Source organism: Nocardia sp. NPDC004415 (genome assembly GCF_053602435.1).
Genome location: NZ_JBSGDP010000038.1, coordinates 1 through 22,180 on the forward strand (window position 1 = coordinate 1; position 22,180 = coordinate 22,180).

20 protein-coding genes, 2 tRNA genes and 1 pseudogene are annotated in these 22,180 nt (G+C 70.7%); 8 read left to right on the forward strand and 15 right to left on the reverse strand.

What is annotated here, in order from left to right; translation table 11 throughout:
* The first annotated feature begins 338 nt into the window (after positions 1-338).
* Complete coding sequence (locus tag ACWEMY_RS18635) at positions 339-1,040, forward strand: AAA family ATPase (RefSeq protein WP_375936637.1); 702 nt, start codon at positions 339-341, stop codon at positions 1,038-1,040.
* A gap of 21 nt (positions 1,041-1,061) precedes the next feature.
* On the opposite strand, the gene ACWEMY_RS18640 is transcribed toward ACWEMY_RS18635, so the two are convergent.
* Both ACWEMY_RS18640 and ACWEMY_RS18645 read right to left on the reverse strand, forming a co-directional pair.
* Entirely contained in the window at positions 1,062-2,012 is a 951-nt protein-coding gene (locus ACWEMY_RS18640; protein WP_452391029.1) for a diacylglycerol kinase family protein, read from the reverse strand.
* Positions 2,009-3,637, reverse strand: a complete 1,629-nt coding sequence (locus ACWEMY_RS18645; RefSeq protein WP_452391030.1) for an FAD-binding oxidoreductase — start codon at positions 3,635-3,637, stop codon at positions 2,009-2,011. Before ACWEMY_RS18645 ends, ACWEMY_RS18640 begins: the two co-directional genes overlap by 4 nt.
* A 195-nt stretch (positions 3,638-3,832) precedes the next feature.
* Here ACWEMY_RS18645 and ACWEMY_RS18650 point away from each other — a divergent pair, with 195 nt between their 5' ends.
* Positions 3,833-4,453, forward strand: coding sequence for a TetR/AcrR family transcriptional regulator (locus ACWEMY_RS18650; RefSeq protein WP_375936646.1), 621 nt, complete (start codon positions 3,833-3,835; stop codon positions 4,451-4,453).
* On the forward strand, positions 4,443-5,996 hold the full coding sequence (locus tag ACWEMY_RS18655; RefSeq protein ID WP_452391031.1) for an FAD-dependent oxidoreductase: 1,554 nt from the start codon (positions 4,443-4,445) through the stop codon (positions 5,994-5,996). Before ACWEMY_RS18650 ends, ACWEMY_RS18655 begins: the two co-directional genes overlap by 11 nt.
* A 46-nt stretch (positions 5,997-6,042) precedes the next feature.
* On the opposite strand, the gene ACWEMY_RS18660 is transcribed toward ACWEMY_RS18655, so the two are convergent.
* A complete protein-coding gene (locus ACWEMY_RS18660) occupies positions 6,043-6,615 on the reverse strand; it encodes a GNAT family N-acetyltransferase (RefSeq protein WP_452391032.1) in 573 nt (190 codons plus the stop codon).
* Positions 6,612-7,271, reverse strand: coding sequence for a TetR/AcrR family transcriptional regulator (locus tag ACWEMY_RS18665; protein ID WP_452391033.1), 660 nt, complete (start codon positions 7,269-7,271; stop codon positions 6,612-6,614). Before ACWEMY_RS18665 ends, ACWEMY_RS18660 begins: the two co-directional genes overlap by 4 nt.
* 125 nt (positions 7,272-7,396) lie before the next feature.
* On the opposite strand from ACWEMY_RS18665, the gene ACWEMY_RS18670 reads away from it, so the two are divergent.
* A complete protein-coding gene (locus ACWEMY_RS18670; RefSeq protein WP_452391034.1) occupies positions 7,397-8,548 on the forward strand; it encodes a hypothetical protein in 1,152 nt (383 codons plus the stop codon).
* 58 nt (positions 8,549-8,606) lie between these two features.
* On the opposite strand, the gene mihF is transcribed toward ACWEMY_RS18670, so the two are convergent.
* The gene (gene mihF, locus ACWEMY_RS18675) at positions 8,607-8,921 is read right to left on the reverse strand and encodes an integration host factor, actinobacterial type (RefSeq protein WP_019045768.1); all 315 of its coding nucleotides are present in this window, start codon (positions 8,919-8,921) and stop codon (positions 8,607-8,609) included.
* A gap of 466 nt (positions 8,922-9,387) precedes the next feature.
* Here mihF and ACWEMY_RS18680 point away from each other — a divergent pair, with 466 nt between their 5' ends.
* Entirely contained in the window at positions 9,388-10,197 is an 810-nt protein-coding gene (locus tag ACWEMY_RS18680) for a hypothetical protein (RefSeq protein WP_375936660.1), read from the forward strand.
* Between the two features lie 74 nt (positions 10,198-10,271).
* Here ACWEMY_RS18680 and clpX read toward each other — a convergent pair whose 3' ends face one another.
* The 5 genes from clpX to ACWEMY_RS18705 all read right to left on the reverse strand — a co-directional run bounded on the left by clpX (position 10,272) and on the right by ACWEMY_RS18705 (position 15,284).
* On the reverse strand, positions 10,272-11,552 hold the full coding sequence (gene clpX / locus ACWEMY_RS18685) for an ATP-dependent Clp protease ATP-binding subunit ClpX (protein WP_452391035.1): 1,281 nt from the start codon (positions 11,550-11,552) through the stop codon (positions 10,272-10,274).
* A 242-nt stretch (positions 11,553-11,794) separates the two neighbouring features.
* A complete protein-coding gene (locus ACWEMY_RS18690; protein ID WP_452391036.1) occupies positions 11,795-12,457 on the reverse strand; it encodes an ATP-dependent Clp protease proteolytic subunit in 663 nt (220 codons plus the stop codon).
* A gap of 43 nt (positions 12,458-12,500) precedes the next feature.
* The gene (locus ACWEMY_RS18695; RefSeq protein WP_452391037.1) at positions 12,501-13,076 is read right to left on the reverse strand and encodes an ATP-dependent Clp protease proteolytic subunit; all 576 of its coding nucleotides are present in this window, start codon (positions 13,074-13,076) and stop codon (positions 12,501-12,503) included.
* Positions 13,077-13,238: 162 nt separating this feature from the next.
* Positions 13,239-14,597 (reverse strand): trigger factor, encoded by a 1,359-nt coding sequence (gene tig, locus ACWEMY_RS18700; protein WP_452391038.1) that lies wholly within the window; start codon positions 14,595-14,597, stop codon positions 13,239-13,241.
* 138 nt (positions 14,598-14,735) lie between these two features.
* The gene (locus ACWEMY_RS18705; protein ID WP_375936671.1) at positions 14,736-15,284 is read right to left on the reverse strand and encodes an FKBP-type peptidyl-prolyl cis-trans isomerase; all 549 of its coding nucleotides are present in this window, start codon (positions 15,282-15,284) and stop codon (positions 14,736-14,738) included.
* Positions 15,285-15,453: 169 nt separating this feature from the next.
* On the opposite strand from ACWEMY_RS18705, the gene ACWEMY_RS18710 reads away from it, so the two are divergent.
* A complete protein-coding gene (locus ACWEMY_RS18710; RefSeq protein ID WP_452391039.1) occupies positions 15,454-17,922 on the forward strand; it encodes a phosphoketolase family protein in 2,469 nt (822 codons plus the stop codon).
* Positions 17,923-18,003: 81 nt separating this feature from the next.
* Positions 18,004-18,741: pseudogene (locus ACWEMY_RS18715) on the forward strand (metallophosphoesterase); the annotation flags it as partial.
* Between the two features lie 26 nt (positions 18,742-18,767).
* On the opposite strand, the gene ACWEMY_RS18720 reads toward ACWEMY_RS18715, so the two are convergent.
* Positions 18,768-19,172 carry a DUF1801 domain-containing protein gene (locus ACWEMY_RS18720; protein ID WP_375936680.1) on the reverse strand — a complete coding sequence of 135 codons (405 nt, stop codon included), beginning with the start codon at positions 19,170-19,172 and terminating at the stop codon, positions 18,768-18,770.
* Positions 19,173-19,331: 159 nt separating this feature from the next.
* On the opposite strand from ACWEMY_RS18720, the gene ACWEMY_RS18725 reads away from it, so the two are divergent.
* The gene (locus ACWEMY_RS18725; RefSeq protein ID WP_375936684.1) at positions 19,332-19,691 is read left to right on the forward strand and encodes a hypothetical protein; all 360 of its coding nucleotides are present in this window, start codon (positions 19,332-19,334) and stop codon (positions 19,689-19,691) included.
* Between the two features lie 2 nt (positions 19,692-19,693).
* On the opposite strand, the gene ACWEMY_RS18730 is transcribed toward ACWEMY_RS18725, so the two are convergent.
* From ACWEMY_RS18730 to ACWEMY_RS18745, 4 genes are all read right to left on the reverse strand, one after another.
* A complete protein-coding gene (locus ACWEMY_RS18730; protein WP_452391040.1) occupies positions 19,694-21,001 on the reverse strand; it encodes a GDSL-type esterase/lipase family protein in 1,308 nt (435 codons plus the stop codon).
* 86 nt (positions 21,002-21,087) lie between these two features.
* Positions 21,088-21,840: an SDR family oxidoreductase gene (locus ACWEMY_RS18735; protein ID WP_452391041.1), complete on the reverse strand. Its 753-nt coding sequence runs from the start codon at positions 21,838-21,840 to the stop codon at positions 21,088-21,090.
* Between the two features lie 36 nt (positions 21,841-21,876).
* Positions 21,877-21,953: transfer RNA gene (locus ACWEMY_RS18740), tRNA-Pro, on the reverse strand.
* Between the two features lie 42 nt (positions 21,954-21,995).
* Positions 21,996-22,066: transfer RNA gene (locus tag ACWEMY_RS18745), tRNA-Gly, on the reverse strand.
* Positions 22,067-22,180: the final 114 nt, after the last annotated feature.

Here is a 22,180-nt window from a genome sequence, read left to right on the forward strand (position 1 = left end):
GCCGTGGCGTACGCGACGAAGGAGCAAGCCACGGTGCCTGATCGACGGGACCGCCCAAAGGGCGCGAACTCGAGCGCGCCAGCGCTCCAAAAACAGAGACGGAACCTTCGGTGGATGAGGGACACCGAAGATTCCGTCTACTGCTGTCGACCCTACCGACGTTTCGACACCGTAAGCCGAATCCATAGGCAATTCTCAGTTTCCCGGCGCGGTGTTGGGATTCGTCCCATCGACGCACCGTGCGACACGCGGAAAGTGTTGGCGGACAACCTCCTCCGGCGAAAATTCAGGGTCGTCCCCGATTGCCGAATTGTCCGTTTCAGCGGAACCTGGAGAGGGTGACACCTCCGCTCGATTCCGCCGCCGCTCCGGCGTCGCGGCACCAGCCGTCCCGCACCGTCGCCCCGGTGGCCCTCCTCGATCTCCGGGCGGGCGAGGTCGACGAGCTGCGCTACCCCGCCGCCAGCGTGCTCGTCTTCGCCGGGGTGCCCGGCGCGGGCAAATCCACCGCGCTCCACCGCTTCTTCGCGGCCGGTCCGGACGCCGAGGGCCCGGTGCGTTCGGCGGCGGGCGCGCTGGTGCTCGACTCCCACCATTCCCGCAACCGGCTCCGGCACCGGCTGGGATCGGTGCCGTACGCGCTGTGGCGGCCGCTGGTGCACGTGGCGCACTACCGCGCGATCCGCGACGCGCTGCGCGGCACCGACGGCCCGGTCGCCGTGCACGACTGCGCCACCTTCGGCTGGAGCCGCAGGCTGATCACCCGCTGGGCGGCACACGGGCGACGCGAGCTGCACATGGTGCTCATCGATGTGCCCGCGCCGCAGGCCAGGCACGGTCAAGTGACCCGGGGACGCCGGGTCAACGGCCTGGCGTTCCGTGGCCACTGCCGCCGCTGGGAACGGCTGATGCGCGAACTCGGCGCGCGCACCGGCGCCCCGGCGACCGGCGATGCCACCCCGCTGGCCGGGGGCTCGGTGGTGATCATCGACCGGCCGACGCTCAGCGCCGTGACGCGCATCGTCTTCGACGCGGCCTGAGCCGGACGCGCCGGCGAGACCTCAGGGCACCATGACCGTGAGCGCGCCCGGCATGGCCTGCACGGTGACCGGCAGCATGCCCGCGGGCTCGCCGTCGGCGGTGGCGTAGCCGTCGGGCGCGGTGACGGTGATCCGGCGGGCCCGGTAGCGCTTGGTCGCGGGATGGTCGATCCGCTTGCCCGCCGACAGCGCGGGCAGCAGCCGGGCCATCGCGAGCCGCGAGACCGCGCCGACCACGGTGATGTCGAGATAGCCGTCGTCGTCGAGCGCCTCGGGACACACGAGCATGCCGCCGCCGTAGGTACGGGTGTTGCCGATCGGGGCCATCACCGCGTCCACCTCGACGACGGTGTGGGTGCCCGGCGGATTGTCGAGCGCGTCCGGTGCGAGGCCGGACAGCTCGATCCGGAACGGCAGGGTGTAGCCGCGCAGCAGTTCGGCGGCCGCGGCGACGGTGTAGCGCAGCCGCCCGCGCGGGTAGCGCATCTGGTTGGCGCGCAGGGTGACCCGCGCGTCGAAGCCGGTGCCGACGACGGTGGCGAACCAGGTGGGCGTCTCGTGCAGGGATTCGATGCGGCCCAGGTCGATGGCGCGCGAGCGGCCGCGCAGCACGATCTCGGTGGCCGCGTGCGGGTCGTCGACGGGGATGCCGAGCTCCCTGGCCAGGTCGTTGCCGGTGCCTGCGGGCACGAGCGCGAGCGGCACGCTGCTGTGCGCGAGCGCGGGCAGCAGCGCGTTCATCAGCCCGTCGCCGCCGACGCAGACCACCGCGTCGGGACGTTCGCTCACCGACGACACCGCCGCGCGCACCCGCTCGACGGATTCGGCGGCGCTGTCCTCGCGCACCTCGGTCACCGCGACCCCGTGGCCGAGCAGGCCGTCGAGCACCGCGCCCGCGACACCCTCGCCGCGGCCGATCCCGGAGTGCGGATTGGTCACGACGAGCACGCGCCGCACCGAATGTTCGTTCACGGGACCAGCTTTCCAGGATTGAGCACCCCGGCGGGGTCGAGTTCGCGTTTCACCGCGCGCAGTACGCGCACGCCCAGCTCGCCGACCTCGGCGGTCATCCACGGCCGGTGGTCGGCGCCGACGGCGTGGTGGTGGGTGATGGTGCCGCCGGCGACGACGATCGCGTCACCGGCGGCGCGCTTGGCCTCGGCCCACTGCGCGAGCGGGTCGTCGAGCTGCTTGGCGACGACGGTGAAGTACAGCGAGGCGCCGGTCGGGTAGGTGTGCGAGATGTGGCACATGACCAGGGCGGGGGTGCCCTGCGCGCCGAGCGCGTCGGTGAGCGCGCCGGTGACCTTGGTCTTGAGGTTGTCCAGGTTCGACCAGGTGGTGGCGGTCTCGAGGGTCTCGCACAGCACGCCGAGGTCGAGCAGGGCGTCACGCAGGTACGGCGCGGCGAAACGGCCGTGCTCCCACTGTTCGGCGGCCGCCTCGCCGAGCGCGGTGCCACCGGCGGCGGTGAGCAGGTCGGCGGCCTCGCGCGAGCGGGCTGCGACGTGGGCTTCGGTGCCCTCGTAGGTGGTGATGGCCAGGCAGCCCGCCACCGGCGTGCCACCGACATCGCTCGAGCGGGCCAGGTTCAGGCCGGTCTCGGCCTCGTCGGACAGGCGCAGCACCGTCGGGGCCGCACCGGCCTGCACCACGGCGCGCAGGGCCGCGGCGCCGGTGCCGAAATCGGGGAACGACCAGGCCTGATAGGCGGTGGTCACGGGCACCGGGTGCACCCGCAGGGTGACCGAGGTGATGATGCCGAGGGTGCCCTCGGAGCCGACGAACAGCTCCCGCAGGTCCGGTCCGGCCGCCGAGGCGGGGGCGCGGCCCAGGTCGAGGGCGCCCTGCGGGGTCGCGACGAGGAGGCGCTGGACCATGTCGTCGAAGCGGCCGTAACCGGCCGACGCCTGCCCGGAGGAGCGGGTCGCGGCGAACCCGCCGATGCTCGCGAACTCGAAGCTCTGCGGGAAGTGCCCCAGCGAGAGTCCGTGCCGGGCCAGCAGCTGCTCGGCCTGCGGACCGGTGAGCCCGGCGCCCAGGGTCGCGGTGCCCGCGACGGGGTCCACGTCGGTGAGGGTGTCGAGCCTGCGCAGGTCGATCGCGACGACCGAGCCGAACTGCCCGCGCACCGGGTCGACCCCGCCGACGACGCTGGTGCCACCGCCGAACGGGACGACCGCGACGGCGCGCTCGGCGCAGTAGCGCAGCAGCGCGAGCACCTGCGCGTGGTCGGCGGGGTAGACGACGGCGTCGGGGGCATCCTGCGGTCCGGATGCCCGGCGGCGCAGCAGATCCGGGGTGCTCTTGCCGCCCGCGTGCCGCAGCCGGATCAGGTCGTCGGTGGTGAGATGTTCGTCACCGACGATGGCGCTCAGACCGGTCCGGTCGGCCGCGGTGAGCGCGCTCGCGCGCAGCGGCACCTCGGCCTCGCTACGCCGCGGCGCCGGTTCACCGGAGATGCCGAAGACCTGCGCGAGCAGGCCACGAATCTGCGGGGACAGGGGCTGGTGTCCTGCGGGGACGCCCCAGGCGTCCCACACCATGCTCGGCGCCGCGGTCGCGGGACCGGACTTTTCCTCTTGCGTCTCGACCATGCGTTACATAATGACATAAGATGTCAAGCAGTAACCACAACGATATGTCCTCGAGTCGGCGTCCGAACTCTGTCGGATGTCACTGCCGCCGTTTCACGGCGGCAACCCCGCTGGCCCGCTCGATACCCTTGGGCGTTCCAGCTCGACCACGGCGCCTCACCCCGGCGCCGTCGAACCCACCGGCGGTGAAGCACGATGATCGACCTCGCGACCCACGCTGACGAGCAGCTCTCGCCCACCGACATGGCGATTCTGGATGCCACCCGGGCCTGCGTCGTCGATTTCGGGGTGCGGCGCACCACGCTCACCGAGGTCGCGCGCCGGGCCGGGGTCAGCAGGCCGACGGTCTACCGCCGCTGGCCCGACACCGGGTCGCTGATCGCCGAACTGCTCGTGCGCGAGCTGCGCACGATCGTCGCCGGGACCATGCCCGACAGCGGCCTCGGCCGCGACCGGCTGGTGCGCGGCATCGTCGACGGGGCGGCCGCGGTGCGGTCGAACGCGGTGTTCGCCAAGATCTTCCGCACCGACACCGACCTCATGCTGACCTATGTGTTCGGCAGGCTGGGCCGCAATCAGCGCACGCTGATCGAGCTGTTCGCCACCGCGATCCGGCTCGGCCACGACGACGGGTCCATCCGCGACGGCGACGCCGAGCAGATGGCGGCCATGCTGCTGCTCATGGCCCAGTCGGCGGTGCAGTCGGCGGGCACGGTGGCGCCGCTGCTGGCCGGTGCGGAGTTCGACGCCGAGTTGTCGAGGGCGATCGAGGGTTACCTGACCCCGCCACGCGACAAGGACTGTGATGACTCCTGATTCCCACCCCGCCCTCGACGCCGCCCGCCGCACCGCCGACCTGACCGCCCTCGGCGATCACCCCGAGGTCGATGTGGTGGTGATCGGCGCGGGCGTCACCGGTGCCGGTGTCGCCCTCGACGCCGCCGCGCGCGGCCTGCGCACCCTGCTGGTGGAACGCCACGACTTCGCCTTCGGCACCAGCCGGTGGAGCTCGAAGCTGGTGCACGGCGGCCTGCGCTATCTGGCGAGCGGGCGCGTGGGCATCGCGCACGAGAGCGCCGTCGAGCGCGGCATCCTGCTGCGCACCACCGCCCCGCACCTGGTGCGTCCCCTCCCCCAGCTCGTGCCGCTGCTGCCGGGCATCAAGACCGCGCAGAGTTCGCTGATCCGGGCCGGTTTCGCCGCCGGTGACGCACTGCGGATCGCCGCGCGCACCTCCGCCGACACCCTGCCCCGCTCCCGCCGGGTCGCCGCCGCCGAGGCGCTGCGGCTGGCCCCGACCGTGCGCCGCGAGGGTCTGCGCGGCGGCCTGCAGGCATGGGACGGACAGCTCGTCGACGACGCCCGCCTGGTCGTCGCGCTGGCCCGCACGGCCGCCGCCCAGGGCGCCACCGTGCTGACCAGGGTCGAAGCCGTCACCGCGACCGGCGACACGGTCGTCCTGCGCGACACGATCGGCGGCGAGACGCTGACCGTGCGCGCGCGGGCGGTGATCAACGCGACCGGCGTGTGGGCGGGCGAGGTCGACCACAGCATCGAACTGCGGCCCAGCCGCGGCACCCACCTGGTGTTCGACGCCGCGGCTTTCGGCGGGTTGAGCGCGGCGCTGACCGTGCCCGTGCCGGGCAGCATCAGCCGGTTCGTCTTCGCGCTGCCCGCCGCGCACGGCCGCGTCTACCTGGGCCTGACCGACGAGGACGCCCCCGGCCCGATCCCCGACGAACCCCAGCCCACCGAGGCCGAGATCGACTTCCTGCTCGACACGATCAACACCGCCCTGCGCGAACCGCTCACCCGCGCCGATATCAGCGGCCGCTTCGCCGGTCTGCGCCCGCTGCTGAAGACCGCCGAGGACAGCACCGCCGACATCTCCCGCGAGCACGCGGTCCTGACCTCCCCCGACGGCCTGATCACCGTGGTCGGCGGCAAGCTCACCACCTACCGGCAGATGGCCCAGGACGCCGTCGACGCCGCGGTCTCCGCCGCGCACCTGCCCGCCGCGAACTGCCGCACCACCGCGCTGCCGCTGGTCGGCGCGGTCTCCGGCGCGGCCCGCGACCGCATCGACGCACCCCCGGTGCTGATCGAGCGCTACGGCAGCGAAGCGAGCCTGATCGTCTCGGCCTGGCTCGCCGACCCGGCCCTGCGCGAACCGGTCGCCCCCGGCCTGGACGTCACCGCCGCCGAGTTCGACTTCGCCGTCACCCACGAGGCAGCCCTCACCGTCGACGACCTCCTCGACCGCCGCACCCGGATCGGCCTGGTCCCCGCCGACCGCGCCGCCGCCCTCCCCGCCGCCGAGGCCGCCCTCGCCAGGCACGCCGAAGCCCGCAACGGGTAGCCGGCTCAGCGGGGCGTCGGCGGGCAGGGCCGGCTCGCGGGCTCGGTCAGCCCGGCGACCAGTTGCGCAGGTCGGCGCGCATCGACGCCCGCGGCCATTCGTCCAGGCCGTGGGCGGATTCGGCGGCGCGGATGGCGCGCAGTTCCGGGGGCTCGTCGGCGGCCGGGATGTAGGTGAAGCCGAGGCGCTCGTAGTACGGGCCGTTCCACGGGACCTGGGTGAACGTGGTCAGGGTGAGTTCGCGCAGGCCGCGGGCCCTGGCCCAGGTGACCGCGTGGTCGATCAGGCGTTTGCCGATGCGCAGGCCCGCGTGGGCGGGGTCGACGGAGACCTGGTCGATGTGGGGCTGGCCGTCGACCAGGCTCAGCACCAGGTAGCCGATCGGCAGGCCGGTCGCGTCGGGCCAGACCCAGGCGCGTCCGGCGGCGACGAACTCGGCCAGCGTTTCGGCGGCGGGTGGCTCGTCCTCGGCCACGGCCGTCATGCCGATCTCGGCGAACGGCGCGCCCGCGCGGCGCTCGATCTCCTGTAGCTGAACGATCTCGGCGGCGGTGGCGAGCCGGACCGGACCGCCCACCGGCTCGCTGCGCGCGGCGGTCTGCGCGGCGGGGCCGGTCATCGCGCGGGCACCGGGGTCGCGAGCACGCCGTTGAGCAGGGCGCGAAGGGCCCAGCGGGCGCGGGTTCCGGCGTCGTCGTCGAGCAGGTGTTCCCGCAGCGCGACGATGGTCGGGAACCGGTCGGCGGGGAGCTCGGCCAGGCGCCGGGTGATCTCACCGGCCGCGACCCCTTCGTCCTGCGCCTGATCGACCGCCTCGGCGGTGATGTGCAGGTGGATCAGATCGACCGCCCAGGCCGCGGTGGCCGGGTCGAGGCCACCTTCGCGCAGCAGCGCCAGCATCTGCTCGATCACACCGAGCGCGTGGCCGGTGGTCGGCAGGCGGCCGAAGGCGACCAGGGCCAGTCCCTCGTGCCTGCCGAGCGCGTCGATGGTCTTCTCGACCAAGGCGGTGAGCCGGTCGCGCCAGTCCCCGTCGGCGGGCTCGGGCACGGTGGACAGCACCTGGTCGAGCATGCCGGTCATCAGATCGTCGCGATTGGCGACGTAGACATAGAGCGACGCGGCGCCGGTGTCGAGTTCCCTGGCGACGCGGCGCATGGTGAGCGCGGCCAGACCGGCGGTGTCGAGGATGCGCAGACCGGCGTCGATCACGACCTCGCGACTCAGCGGTGCTTTCGCCGGACGAGCCCGGCGACTGACGGGTGCGGCATTCATGCGCCCGATCATACGTCGACACCGAACGCCGTTTGGTACGAACAATGTTCGCGGATCGTTCAGCAGCCGCGCGGCCCGGTCGATCCACCTATGCTGGCTACAGCCAGTCCGACAAGGAGGCGTTGATGCATGCGCATTCGTCCACCGTGGCCATCGTGCCGGGGACCGGGATCGTCGCCCGTTTCGGGGACGTCGTCCTCTATCTGGCCGGGGAGACCCCGTCCACCGATCGTCTGCTCGGCGCGGTCGAGACCGTCGCCCACAGCACCGCCGCCTCGGCACCCGGCGCCGCGCTGGCCCAGCGCCTGGCCGGGGTCGTCTTCGGCGGGGCCTCGGCACCACCACCGTTCGGCGTCCTCGCGCCCACCGGCGACGGGACGCTGATCCTGTTGCGCGGCGCGGTGATCGCGGAGATCTCCGGCGCCGAGGGCAACCGCCGCCTCGCGGGCGATCGCGCCTTCACCTGGGTCGACGAGATCATCCGCGAACCCGTGCGCCGGATCGCCATCGGCGCCGAGATGGCCGACCCCACCAGCGCCAACCCGCGCACCGACCTGCGCGCGGGCATCGTCAACGGCAACGGCTTCGTGCTCACCCTGGGCCGCAAACGCAATCCGGCCCCGCGCCGGGTCGACGCGATCGACGAACCCGCACCGACCGAGGCCACCGGCTTCCAGGCCCTGCGCGCCCCGTCCGGCCCCACTACCGCCGACTCGCTGCCCGCCACCTCGGGTTTCCCCGCACCGCAGGCTCCCTCGGGCCACGCCGAGGGAGGCAGCCCCGACAGCGCGACGGTGAGCGCGGGCACCCGATCCGGCACCGGCGAGGGCGTCACCGTCAGCACCGGCCCCCGCAATTCCCCGGCGACCGCGGCACCGCTGGCCTGGTCCCAGGCAATGCGCACCGCCGACCGCGCCGAACCGGTGGCCCTGAGCAAGGCGAGCAGCCCGCGCGGCGCGCTGGTCACCGAGGACGGTCTCAGCTATCCGCTGGATCGCCCCTATGTCCTCGGCCGCAATCCCTCCGGCGACGATTCGGTGCGCAGCGCCGCCGCGACACCGATCCTGATCGAGCGCGACCGGCTCGTCTCGCGGGTCCATGCCTTCGTCGCCCCCGACCGTGGCAAGGTGTTCGTCCGCGAAGCCCCCGCGACCTCGGGCACCTTCTTCGCCGCCCCCGACAGCGAACGATGGTCCCGGGTGGGCACCCTCCCGATCGAGCTGCAACCGGGCTGGCGCCTGCGTATCAATGATTTCCTGCTGACCTATTGCGTCTGACGGCGAGCCGTCCCGACGCCCGTGGGAGATGTGCCACGGGCGTCGGAGTACACCGGGCTCAGGCCTCGAGCGCGTCGAGCAGCGCCGCGCGCTGCCGGGCACCGAGGCCACCGATGCGGCGATCCTCGGGGATCTCGGCCTGGTCCATCAGCTTGGCCGCCTTCACCGGGCCGACGCCCGGCAGCGCCTTGATCACGGCAGCGACCTTGGTCTTCTTGACCAGATCATCGCTGTCGGCTTTCTTGAGCAGATCGGCGACGGTGACCTTGCCCTCCTTCACCTTGCCGATCAGTTCCGAGCGCGCCTTGCGCACGGCAGCCGCTTTGGCCAACGCCTCGGTGCGCTGTTCGGCGGTCATCGTAGGCAGTGCCATGTCTCCTCCGCTTCCACTCGTCACTCGAACATCTGATTGACGGACCGAGTAAACAGCACGAGATCGGCAGCACCAGTCCGACACACCGCGAGGATACGCCGATGAGTTTTGCGCGGTCGGCCCGTCGTAATGGGTGAACGCCCTGCAAGACGGACCAAACGGACGAAAGGTGACCTGCGTAACACCCCGTCCGTCTGAGACGACACACCAGCAGAAGCACTTCACGGGATCAAGGTTCAACGGCGAACCAGGAGGATCGACGACGCTCCTCGACCCCGGGCGCGACCGGCCACCACCGGTCGTCACCGTATCCCCGGCGAGTGCCCACCCGACAGCTACACAGTTGTGCGCCACAGGGTTTCCCACCCGGCGCGGGTCGCGCGACACGGCCCGCGGATGTGTGCTCCGCCGCGCGATGCGCTAAGAATGACGCGACCCGGCGAACCCTTTGCTTAGTGGAGTTGCGATGCGCGAGGAACACCCGCTCGACGACCAGGTCGTCGCCCTACCGGAACGGGTGGAACGGGCCAGACGCCGCATCGCCTACCAATCCGACCCGGCTCTGACCGACGCGCTGTCCGAGGACGAGCTGCGTGCCGAGCGCGAGCTGGCCGAGAAGATCCGCACCTACGAGCGCGATCAGCGCTGGAAGCAGATCAAGGCGGCCTCCACCCACGCCGACCGGCTGCGCGACACCAATGCCGAGCTCGAGCGCGCCGAGATGGCGGATCTGATGCTGGCCCGCAAGGCGATCGCCGCGCAGCGCCGCGAATCCGACCCGCGCGCCCGGCTGGCCTCGCTCTACCGGCACCGCACCTGGTCGCTGCGCGCGCTGTCGGGCGTGGTGATCGCGGGCATGCTGTGGTCGGCGGTGAACGTCCAGCACAACATCGCCCCCGGCGGCCCCGGTGACCCGCTCTACTGGGCCAGCTTCGGCCTGGAGGCGATGATCAGCGTCTGCCTGATCATCATCATGGTCGGCACCACCCGCGTCTCCGAATGGGGCGTGGTGGGCAACCGCAACCAGGTCCTGATCGCCGAGCTGTTCCTGCTCACCCTCACCATCGCCCTCAACACCTATCCCCACCTCAGCGAGGGCAACCTCTACGACGCGGCCGTGCACGGCGTGGCCCCGGTGATGATCGGTGTGGCGCTGATGATCCACAACGCCGCCAGCGCCCGCTACAGCACCGCCATCGCCCGCGCCTCGGCCGAGATCCCGGCCGACGACGCGGAGGATCTGCTCGCGGCCGCCCCCGCGTTCCGCGAGAACTGACGGTCACAACGAACAGGGCTCGTGCCCGGCGAACTGCCGGAGCACGAGCCCTGTGACGTTTTCGCGGACGGGTCCTAGGCGGACTTCTCGCGACGCTCTGTGCGCTGCGCCTTGCGCGGCACGATGGTGGGCAGGACGTTGTCGTTGACGGTGTCGGCGTTCACGACCACCTTGGCGACATCGTCGCGGCTGGGGATGTCGAACATCGCCAGCTGCAGCACCTCTTCGAGGATGGCGCGCAGGCCGCGGGCGCCGGTGCCGCGCAGGATCGCCTGATCGGCGATGGCCTCGAGCGCGTCATCGGTGAACTCGAGGTCGACCCCGTCCATCTCGAAGAGCCGCACATACTGCTTGACCAGCGCGTTCTTCGGCTCCGACAGGATCTTGACCAGCGAGTCCTTGTCCAGGTTGGTCACCGAGGCGACGACCGGCAGGCGGCCGATGAACTCGGGGATCAGGCCGAACTTGATCAGGTCCTCGGGCATCACGTCGGCGAAGTGGTCGTCGGTGTCGACCTCCACCTTGGAGCGGACCTCGGCGCCGAAGCCGATCCCGCGGTGGCCGGTGCGGTCGGAGATGATCTTCTCCAGGCCCGCGAACGCGCCCGCCACGATGAACAGCACATTGGTGGTGTCGATCTGGATGAACTCCTGGTGCGGGTGCTTGCGACCGCCCTGCGGCGGCACACTCGCCTGGGTGCCTTCCAGAATCTTCAGCAACGCCTGCTGCACGCCCTCGCCGGAGACGTCACGGGTGATCGACGGGTTCTCGCTCTTGCGGGCGATCTTGTCGACCTCGTCGATGTAGATGATGCCGGTCTCGGCGCGCTTGACGTCGTAGTCGGCGGCCTGGATGAGCTTGAGCAGGATGTTCTCGACATCCTCGCCCACATAGCCCGCCTCGGTGAGCGCGGTGGCGTCGGCGATGGCGAACGGCACGTTCAGCATCTTGGCCAGCGTCTGCGCGAGGTAGGTCTTACCGCAGCCGGTGGGGCCGAGCATCAGGATGTTCGACTTGGCCAGCTCGACGGTCTCGCCGCGGCTGTCGCGGCCCTTGTCGCCGGCCTGGATGCGCTTGTAGTGGTTGTAGACCGCCACCGCCAGTGTGCGCTTGGCCGTGTCCTGGCCGATGACGTAGTTCTCCAGGAAGTCCCGGATCTCCGAGGGCTTGGGCAGCTCGTCGAGCTTGACCTCGCTCGACTCGGCGAGCTCCTCCTCGATGATCTCGTTGCAGAGATCGATGCACTCGTCGCAGATATAGACCCCGGGGCCCGCAATGAGCTTCTTGACCTGCTTCTGGCTCTTTCCGCAGAACGAGCACTTGAGCAGATCGCCGCCGTCTCCGATGCGCGCCATCTCGTAGGTCCCTACTTCCTTGTCCGAGTGCGACCGTCGTCCCCCGATTGGGCCAAAAAGTTCGTTTTCGGTGCCGTCAATCAGAGCAGTGGTCCCTGAGTCGACCGTACCTGCTGTGCGCGAATGAGGTCGACAACTCGCGCATGTTTCTGTTCGCTGTTGTGCGGGTTCTCACCATTGTGAGCCGACCCGCGGGAAAAAGGTGGGCCCGCCGCCCACATACGGCGACGGGCCCGGGCGTGTCACTTCTGACCGCTGAGCTTCCGGTAGTCGAAGACCTGGTCCACGATGCCGTAGTCCTTGGCCTCTTCGGCGGTGAGGATCTTGTCGCGGTCGGTGTCCTTGCGGATCTGCTCCTCGGACTTGCCGGTGTGGCGCGCGAGGGTCACCTCCATCAGGCGGCGCATCCGCTCGATCTCGGCCGCGGCGATCTCGAGGTCGGACACCTGACCCTGCACCCCGCCCGAGGACGGCTGGTGGATCAGCACGCGGGCGTTGGGCAGCGCGGCGCGCTTGCCGGGGGCGCCCGCGGCCAGCAGCACCGCGGCGGCCGAGGCGGCCTGGCCGAGGCAGACGGTCACCACGTCGGGGCGCACGTACTGCATGGTGTCGTAGATCGCCATCAGCGCGGTGAACGAGCCACCGGGCGAGTTGATGTACATGGTGATGTCGCGGTCGGGGTCCTGGGACTCCAGCACCAGCAGCTGCGCCATGATGTCGTTGGCCGAGACGTCGTCGACCTGGTTGCCCAGGAAGATGATGCGCTCCTCGAACAGTTTGTTGTACGGGTCCGAGGTCTTGATACCGAACGACGTCTGCTCGGTGAACTGCGGCAGGATGTAGCGCGACTGCGGATTCGCGGCGGCAGCGCCACCGAGGCCGCGCGGGTCGATCAGATTGGCCATCTTTGTCTCCAAGCTTGTCTCGAGTGGGTGGGGCGCGGTGGCGCTACTTCGCCTGGTTCGCGTGGGCGACCACGTGGTCGATGAAGCCGTACTCCAGGGCTTCCTTCGCCGTGAACCAGCGGTCGCGGTCCGCGTCCTCGGTGACCTGCTCGACGGACTTGCCGGTGTGCTGCGCCTGCAGCTCGTTGAGCTCGCGCTTGGTGTGCGCGAACTGCTCGGCCATGATCGCGATGTCGGCGGCCGACCCACCGATACCCGCCGACGGCTGGTGCATCATGATCCGGGTGTGCGGCAGCGCGAAACGCTTGCCGGGGGTGCCCGCGGTGAGCAGGAACTGTCCCATCGAGGCGGCCAGACCCATCGCGACGGTCTTGATGTCGCACTCGGCGAACTGCATGGTGTCGTAGATCGCCATGCCCGCGGTGACCGAGCCACCGGGCGAGTTGATGTAGAGGGCGATGTCCTTGGTCGGGTCCTCGGCCGAGAGCAGCAGGATCTGGGCGCAGATCTTGTTCGCGATCTCGTCGTCGACCTGGGTGCCCAGGAAGATGATGCGCTCGCGCAGCAGCCGCTCGTACACGGAATCACTGAGGTTGAGACCAGCAGTAGCGGCTGTCATGACCCCTGCCTGGTTGATTGTCACGGATACCTGCCTTCTCTTCTCACCGATTGCTAACGGCCCAACGGTTCGTCGTCACAAACACTAACGAAGCAGGGCGGCACCGAACTCCCGGTACCGCCCTTCTTCGCTCACAGCGCAATCAAATCACGCCTTACAGACTTATTCGGCAGCCGCCTCGACGGCCTCGGCGGAATCGTCGGCGTCGCCGAACATCTCGGCGGTGTCGACGGTGTTGCCCTCGGAGTCGGTGACCTTCACCTGGGTCACCACACCGGCCAGCGCCTTGCCGCGGCGCACGTCGGCGAAGACCGCGCCGAGCTGGCCCGCCTGCTGCACCTGCTGGATGAACTGCTCCGGCGACATGCCGTAACGCTGGGCCTGGAACAGGATGCGCTCGGTCAGCTCCTGCTGGCCGACCTGGGTGTTCTCGGCCTCGGCGATGGCGTCGAGCAGCAGCTGGGTCTTCACCGACTTCTCGGCGGCTTCCTGAGTGTCCTTGTCGAACTCCTCGCGGGAAGAGCCCTGCGCCTCGAGCGCCTCGGCCAGCTTGGCCTCGTCGTGGTCGAAGCCGTGCACGGCGTCGTGCAGCACCGCGTCGACCTCGGCCTTGACCACGGCCTCGGGCAGCGGCACCTCGACGGTCTCGAGCAGGGTCTCGAGCACCTTGTCGCGGATCTGACCGGCCTGCTCGACCTTCTTGACGCGCTCGACGCGGCCCTTCAGGTCTTCCTTGAGCTCGTCGATGGTGTCGAATTCGCTGGCCAGCTGGGCGAACTCGTCGTCGGCCTCGGGCAGCTCGCGCTCCTTGACCGACTGCACGGTCACGGTGATGACGGCTTCCTTGCCCGCGTGCTCACCGGCGACCAGGGTGGAGGTGAACTCCTTGGACTCGCCTGCCTTCAGACCGGTGACGGCCTCGTCCAGGCCCTCGATCAGCTGACCCGAACCGACCTCGTGCGACAGGCCGGTGGTGGCCGCCTCGGGGACGTCTTCGCCGTCGACGGTGGCCGAGAGGTCGATCGAGACGAAGTCGCCGTCCTGCACGGCGCGCTCGACACCGGTCAGGGTGCCGAAGCGCTGACGCAGCGAGGTGAGCTGCTGCTCGATGTCGGCGTCGTCGATGGTGTAGGAATCGACACTCACCTCGATGCCCGAGTAGTCGGGCAGGGTGATCTCGGGGCGCACGTCGACCTCGGCGGTGAACGCCAGCTCTTCGCCGTCCTCGATCTTGGTGATCTCGATCTCGGGCTGGCCGATGACCTTCACCTCGGCGGTCTGCACGGCCTCGGCATAGCGGCCCGGCAGCGCGTCGTTGACGACCTGCTCGAGCACGGCGCCACGGCCGACGCGGGTCTCGATCAGCTTGGCCGGGGCCTTGCCGGGACGGAAGCCGGGGATGCGGACCTGCTGGGCCAGCGCCTTGTAGGCCTTGTCGAAGTCGGGCTTCAGCTCCTCGAAGGGCACCTCGACGTTGATCCGGACCCGGGTCGGGCTCAGCTGCTCGACGGTGCTCTTCACGGACATGCTCCTTGGTTCGTAGTTCAGTGGTGTCCCCGCATGGGACGTCGCTCCCGGACCGGGTGCGGCGTACGCATCCCGACCAGGGTAGTTGACCGCCCTCGCGGTCGTGCAATCGGCGGTTGCCCGACCGGCGCGCTAGCGCCCGACCTGCACCGCGTCGGTGACGAAGACCAGCGTCTCGTTCGGCGGGACGCCGTTGCCGCCCGCGCCGTAGCCGAGGTCCGGCGGCACGATCAGCAGCCGGCGCGCACCCTGCTGCACACCGAGCAGACCCTGGTCCCAGCCCTCGATGACCTGACCCGCGCCCAGCGTCAGCTGGAAGGGCTTGCCGCGCTGGAACGAGCTGTCGAGGGTCTGCTTGTCCGACCAGGTGACCAGCGCGTAGTTCATGGTCAGCGGCTGTCCGGCCACCGCGCCCGCCCCGTTACCGGGCACGAGGTCCTTGATGATCAGCGTCTTGGGCGGATCGCAGTCGTCGGGGATGGTGATCTGCGGGGCGTCGCCGTAGCCGCCCTCGACCTTCACGTCCTCGGCCGTGCACTCACGGCCCTTGCTCTGCGTGCCGCCCGCGGTGACGCTGGTCTGCGCCGAGCCGGTCGACTCCGAGTCCGAGCCGCAGGCCGCGGTGGTGACCGCGGCCGCCGCGACGAGTCCGATGCCGATGATCCTGCCGAGAGAATGCATGGCCCGCACAGTAATAGACCGCGCGTACGGCGCGCCGACCCGGCACGGCGGTAGGCTCGGTGCTGCGTTTCTCCACCCGGGTGCCGCGCAGGGTCGCCGCGTCATCCGGCAGGTCCCCCGGCGGCGCGCACGGCGCTGCGGCACAGCCGAGCGCGAGGAGAGCCCCGCGATGAGCCAGACCAGCGATATCGATACCGCGGCCGACAATGTGGACGGCGGTGAGGGCGAGACCGTCGCCCCGACGCCGTATGTGCTCGGCGACGCGCCGGGTCCCCTGGACCGTGACGAGCTGGTCGCGGTGGACGCGTGGTGGCGCGCGGCGAACTATCTGGCGGTCGGCCAGATCTATCTGATGCGCAACCCGCTGCTGCGCACACCGCTCGAACCCACCGACATCAAGCCACGTCTGCTCGGGCATTTCGGCACGGTGCCGGGCCTGAATCTGGTGTGGGCGCACGCGAATCGGCAGATCCGGCGGCGCGGGCTCGACGCGGTGTTCGTCGCGGGGCCCGGTCACGGCGGTCCGGGGCCGAACGCGTGCGCCTGGCTCGAGGACGCCTACACCGTGCTGTATCCCGACATCCCCCGCGACATCCAGGGCATGGGCAGGCTGTTCCACCAGTTCTCCTTCCCCGGCGGGGTGCCCAGCCACTGCGCGCCCGAGACGCCCGGCTCGTTCCACGAGGGCGGCGAACTGGGCTACAGCCTGCTGCACGCCTACGGCGCGGCCCTGGACAATCCCGATCTCACCGTGTTCTGCGTGATCGGTGACGGCGAGGCCGAGACCGGCCCGCTCGCGGCCAGCTGGCACGCGAACAAATTCCTCAACGCCGCCCGCGACGGCGCGGTGATCCCGATCCTGGCGCTCAACGAGTACAAGATCGCCAACCCGACCATCCTGGCCCGCATCCCCGAGAGCGAGCTGGTCGAACTGCTGCGCGGCTACGGCTACGAGCCGCTGATCGTCTCCGGTGACGATCCCGCCCCCGTCCACCAGGCCATGGCCACCGCCCTGGACACCTGCCTCGACCGCGTCGCCGGTTTCCAGCGCGCCGCCCGCGAGCACGGCGACACCACCCGCCCACGCTGGCCGATGATCGTGCTGCACACCCCGAAGGGCTGGACCTGCCCGCCGGTGGTCGACGGCGAACGTGTCGAGGGCACCTTCCGCGCCCACCAGGTGCCGCTGCCCGCCGCCCGCACCGACGCCCGGCACCGCGAGGTCCTCGAGCAGTGGCTGCGTTCCTACCGCCCCGACGAGCTGTTCGACGAGCACGGCCGCCCCCGCGCGATCGTGCTCGACCAGGTCCCCGAGGCGCCGATGAGCCTGAACCCGGTGGCCAACGGCGGCCTGCTGGTGCGCGCGCTGGACCTGCCGGACTGGCGCGAGTACGGCGTCCGCGTCGAACAGCCCGGCCAGGGTGTGCACGAGGCCACCCGGGTGCTCGGCGGCTGGCTGCGCGATGTCACCGCGCGCAATCCGCACAACTTCCTGACCATGGCCCCCGACGAACTGGCCAGTAACCGCCTGCAGGACATCCTGGAGGTGACCGGTCGCGACTGGCAGGCCGAGGTCGGCCGCTGGGACGTGGCGCTGAGCCCCACCGGCCGCGCGCTCGAGGTGCTCTCCGAGCACCTGTGCCAGGGCCTGCTCGAGGGCTATCTGCTGACCGGCCGCCACGGCGTGTTCACCTGCTACGAGGCGTTCATCCACATCGTCGACGCCATGTTCAACCAGCACGCCAAATGGCTCGACGCGAGTCTGGCCGTGCCGTGGCGCCGCCGCATCCCCAGCCTGAACTACCTGCTCACCTCCCATGTCTGGCGCCAGGACCACAACGGTTTCACCCACCAGGACCCCGGCTTCCTCGACGTGGTCGCCAACAAGAGTCCCGAGATCGTGCGGGTGTACCTGCCACCGGACGCCAACACCCTGCTGTCCACCTACGACCACTGCCTGCGCTCGCTGCACTACGCCAACGTCGTGGTCGCGGGCAAACAGCCGGGGCCCGACTGGCTCTCGGTGGACGAGGCCGCGCTGCACTGCGCGCGCGGAGTGGGCATCTGGCCGTGGGCGGGCCACAACGACGATCCCGGCACGGTGCCGGACGTGGTGCTGGCCTGTGCGGGCGACATCCCCACCCTGGAGATCCTGGCCGCCGCCGCGATCCTGCGGGATCGCCTGCCCGACTTGCGGATCCGGGTGATCAATGTGGTCGACCTGATGCGCCTGCTGCCCGCGGGCGAGCATCCGCACGGCCTGCCCGATGCGACCTTCGACACGCTGTTCACCCGCGACCGCCCGGTGATCTTCGCCTTCCACGGCTACCCGTGGCTGGTGCACCGGCTCACCTACCGCCGCACCAACCACGCCGAACTGCACGTGCGTGGCTACAAGGAGAAGGGCACGACCACCACCCCGTTCGACATGGTGATGCTCAACGACCTGGACCGGTTCCACCTGGTCATCGACGTGATCGACCGCGTCCCCGGCCTGCGTGAACGCGCGGCCGGGCTGCGCGCGGAGATGGTCGACGCCCGGCTGATCGCGCGCACCTGGACCAGGGAGCACGGCGAGGACATCCCCGTGGTGGCGAACTGGGTCTGGCCCGAGCCGGGAGTGCCCACCGCGCGGTGAACCCGCTTGCGGCGGCGTCGGGGTCCGGGCCACGATGGAGCGACGATGACCGAGCCCCGCCGCCCCGACCCTCTCCCCCGCGATCGCCGTGACCTGACCGGGCCGTTCGACGTGATCGGCGACGTACACGGCTGCCGGAGCGAACTCGAGTCCCTGCTCGGCGCCCTCGGCTACGAGATCGCGCGCGACGCGGCGGGCCGCGCGGTCGACGCCGTGCATCCCGACGGGCGCACCGCGGTGTTCGTCGGCGACCTGGTCGACCGCGGCCCCGACACTCCCGGTGTCCTGCGCCTGGTCATGGGCATGTCTGCCGCCGGGCGGGCACTGTGCGTGATGGGCAACCACGAGTTCAAGCTCATCCGCGCCCTCGACGGCCGCGCGGTCCGCGTCGCCCACGGACTGGAACGCTCGCTGGCCCAGCTGGCCGACGAGGAACCGGAATTCCGTTCCGCCGCACAGGATTTCCTGTGCGAGCTGCCCGGCCACTATCTGCTCGACGGCGGCCGCCTGGTGGTCGCGCACGCCGGTCTGCCGGAGAGCCTGCACGGCAGCGGGTCCGGGCGCGCCCGCGCCTTCGCGATCTACGGTGCCCCGACCGGCGAGGTCGACGCGCACGGCCTGCCGGTGCGCTACGACTGGGCCGAGGACTATCGCGGCGCCGCCACGGTCGCCTACGGCCACACCCCCGCGACCACGCTGCGCTGGGTCAACAACACGCTGTGCCTGGACACCGGCGCCGTCTTCGGTGGCGCGCTGTCGGCGCTGAGCTATCCGGAACGCACCACCGTGTCGGTGCCCGCCGAACAGGTCTGGAGCGAACGGGCCGGTATCTCCCCCGCCGCCGGCTAGAGCTCGCCGCGGTCCTTCTTGATCTTGCGCCAGCCGCCCGCCCGGTTGTCGGCCACGATCTGCTGCAGCATGGTGCGCAGCGCGCGTTCGTTGAGCGTCTGCCCTTCGTAGACCGCGACCGTGCGCGCGGTCTTGTTGTCGTGCCCACCGGTGATGATGTGGTCGGGGTCGGGCACGATGGCGCCGTCGTAGAGGAAGATGTTGACGTGCGTCTTCGCGGCCAGCAGCGCGCAGATATTGCCGTCGAGCACGAAATACGGCTGCACCCGGCGCTTCACCGTCTCCTCGACCGCCGGATCGATGGCGTGGACGACCTCGCGCACCTGACGGCAGATCGCCTGCTGCCAGGTCGGGAGAGCGTCGATGTAGGCATCGACACGCGGATCGACGACGTAGCTCACCGACCGATGGTGACACACGCGGGCACCGCCGACGCCGCACCGCGCCCGCGATCGTCATCGAATCGTCGGCGCGTTCTCCGGCGCGGGACCGGCCACGACCGGGCGCCGGGCGCCTACCATCACCACCGGACGACCCGACTCGCCGGTGAGGAGAGGTTCATGCGCCGTACGTTGCTCGCACTGATCGCGCTCGGTCCGCTGGCGGTGGCCGGTGCCGCGGCCGCCGATCCGGCGCCGCCCGGCTCGGGCACCCTGACCGTCCGCGCGATCACCGGCCTGGAGCCGATTCCGGTGAACCGCGCGGAGATCACCGTCACCGCGTGCGGCACCGACCAGGTGGTCGCCACCCTGGTCAGCGGCAAGGACGGCAGCGCCACGGTGGCCCTGCCGATCGGCTGCTACGAGGCGCGGGTGACGACGGTGCCCGGCGGCTGCGGCCTCAACGACCGGGCACCGGCCCGGCTCGAGGTGGCCGCGGGCACCGAGGTGGGCGCCGACTTCCGCTTCGGCTGCGCCTGACGCTACCGGCAGCCCACGAAGGCGTCGAGGTCGATCGCCGCGGCCATCGCCTGATATCCCGCCGCGTTCGGATGCAGATTGTCCGGTCCGGCGAAGCGCGGATCGAGCACGTCCAGGTTCGCCGGATCGCGCAGCGCCGCATCGAAATCCACCACGCTGTCGGACAGGTTCTGCGTCCGGACCCAGGCATTGATCCGCTGCCGCACCGGATTCGAGTACGGGAGCGTGAGCATGCCGTCGGCGAGGGCATTGCTCGCGGGCAGGAGGGTGCCGAGGTGCACCGTCAGCCCGGCGGCGTGCAGCCGTTCGATCAGCGTCGTGTACCCGGCGAGGATCTGCTCGTAGCTCGCGCCGATCGGGATGCCCAGGTCGTTGATGCCCTCGAGCACGATCACGTCGGTGACCCCGGCCTTGCCGATCACGTCCTGGTCGACCCGGCTCACCGCCGCGGGACCGAATTGCGGGATGAACCCGTCGCGGGTCACCCGGTTGCCCGAGATCCCCGCGTTGAGCACCGCGAACGGCTTGCCCGCCGCGTCGAGCCGCCGCTGCAGGAAGTCCGGGTAGCGCACATTCCGGTCCACGACGCCCGCGTCCTGTGGTGTCCCGAGGAAGTTGGCCGAGACGTATCCGTCGGTGATCGAGTCGCCGAACGCGACGATCGCCCCCGCCGCCCCGGGCGCCAGCACATCCAGCCCCGACACCAGCGGCACGGCGGTGGTCCGCAGCGGCAGCCGGTCACCGGCGGCCTCGCCGGTGCTGTCACCGGCGAACGGCAGGCTGTAGTAGCTGGTGGCATTGCCGTTGAAGTGTTCGGTCGGCAGCACCGCTGGTCCGGGCAGGTGCACGCTCACCGCCAGCGGCGTGAACCCGTCGACGGTCAGGTCCACCGGGTCGCTCACCAGGTCGGCACCCGGGGCCAGGGTCACGCCCGTCCTGCCGCCGAAGGTCACCTCCCGCAGCGATTCGGGGCGCACCGCCGCACCGCCCGCCGAGGTCGCGACCGTCACCCGGGCCACGTCCATCGGGACCGGCCGGGTGCGATTGGTCAGGTGTACGCGCAGTTCCGAGCCACCGAGGTGCGGGGTGATCACGACCCGATAGGTCTGATCCGAGACCGACAGCTGCGGCACCAGCCCCGGGTCGACCGCGCCGAAGGAATCCGAGGGCGCGGCCATCCAGCTGCCGACCCAGCCGGAGTCACCGCATCCCGGCGGCGCCGCCGAGGACCCACCGGGGGCGAGCACCGCCGTCAGCAGAACCGACGCACCGACGACCACGGACCACTTACCCAGCACACCGACTCCCACCACCGCGAACCGTTACCGATGGTCACAGTAAGAAGAGCCGGGCCGGGCTGTCCGGGAAACGCGAAAATCCCTCGCGCGGGGGTGGATCAGTCCTTCGGGCCGCCGGCCACGTAGAGGACCTGGCCGGAGACGAACCCGGCGCCTTCGCTCGCGAAGAACGAGGCGGCGTGGGCGATGTCCTCTGGCTTGCCGACCCGGGCGACCGGGATCTGCGTGGCGGCGGCGGCCTTGAAGGCCTCGAAGTCGGCGCCGACGCGGGCGGCGGTGGCCGCGGTCATCTCGGTCTCGATGAAGCCGGGGGCGATCGCGTTGGCGGTGACACCGAACTTGCCCAGTTCAAAGGCGAGGGTCTTGGTGAAGCCCTGCATGCCCGCCTTGGCGGCGGAGTAGTTGGCCTGGCCGCGATTGCCCAGCGCCGAGGTGCTCGACAGGTTGACGATGCGGCCGAAGCCCGCCTCGACCATGTACTTCTGCACCGCGCGCGTCATCAGGAAGGCGCCGCGCAGGTGCACGTTCATGACGGTGTCCCAGTCGGCGACCGACATCTTGAACAGCAGGTTGTCGCGCAGCACGCCCGCGTTGTTGACCAGCGCGACCGGCGCGCCCAGTTCGGTGGCGATCCGCTCGACGGCGGCGGCGACGGCGGCCTCGTCGCTGACATCCGCGCCCACCGCGAGGGCACTGCCCCCGGCGGCCTCGATCGCGGCGACGGTGTCCGCGCAGGCGGCCTCGTCCAGATCGAGCACGGCGACGGCGTAACCGTCGGCGGCGAGGCGGAGGGCGACGGCGGCGCCGATACCCCGCGCGGCTCCGGTGACAACAGCGACCCTGGCAGTCATGCGATCTCCTACGACCCTGAGCTGGGCGGATGGTGATGGTCGGGGTGACAGGATTTGAACCTGCGACCCTCCGCTCCCAAAGCGGATGCGCTACCAAGCTGCGCTACACCCCGAGGCCTCGGGGCGGGATCGCCGACGAGGGAAATTCGTGTTTGAGCGGGTGACGGGAATCGAACCCGCACCATCAGCTTGGAAGGCTGAGGTTCTACCATTGAACTACACCCGCAGGCATACGACATCGATGGGATCGCCACGATGTCGTGTGCGCCACGACTGTACCGAACCCCGCGCGGTAAATGCCAATCCGGCCCCCCGGTCCCCTCCGCGGCGCGCGCCCGGC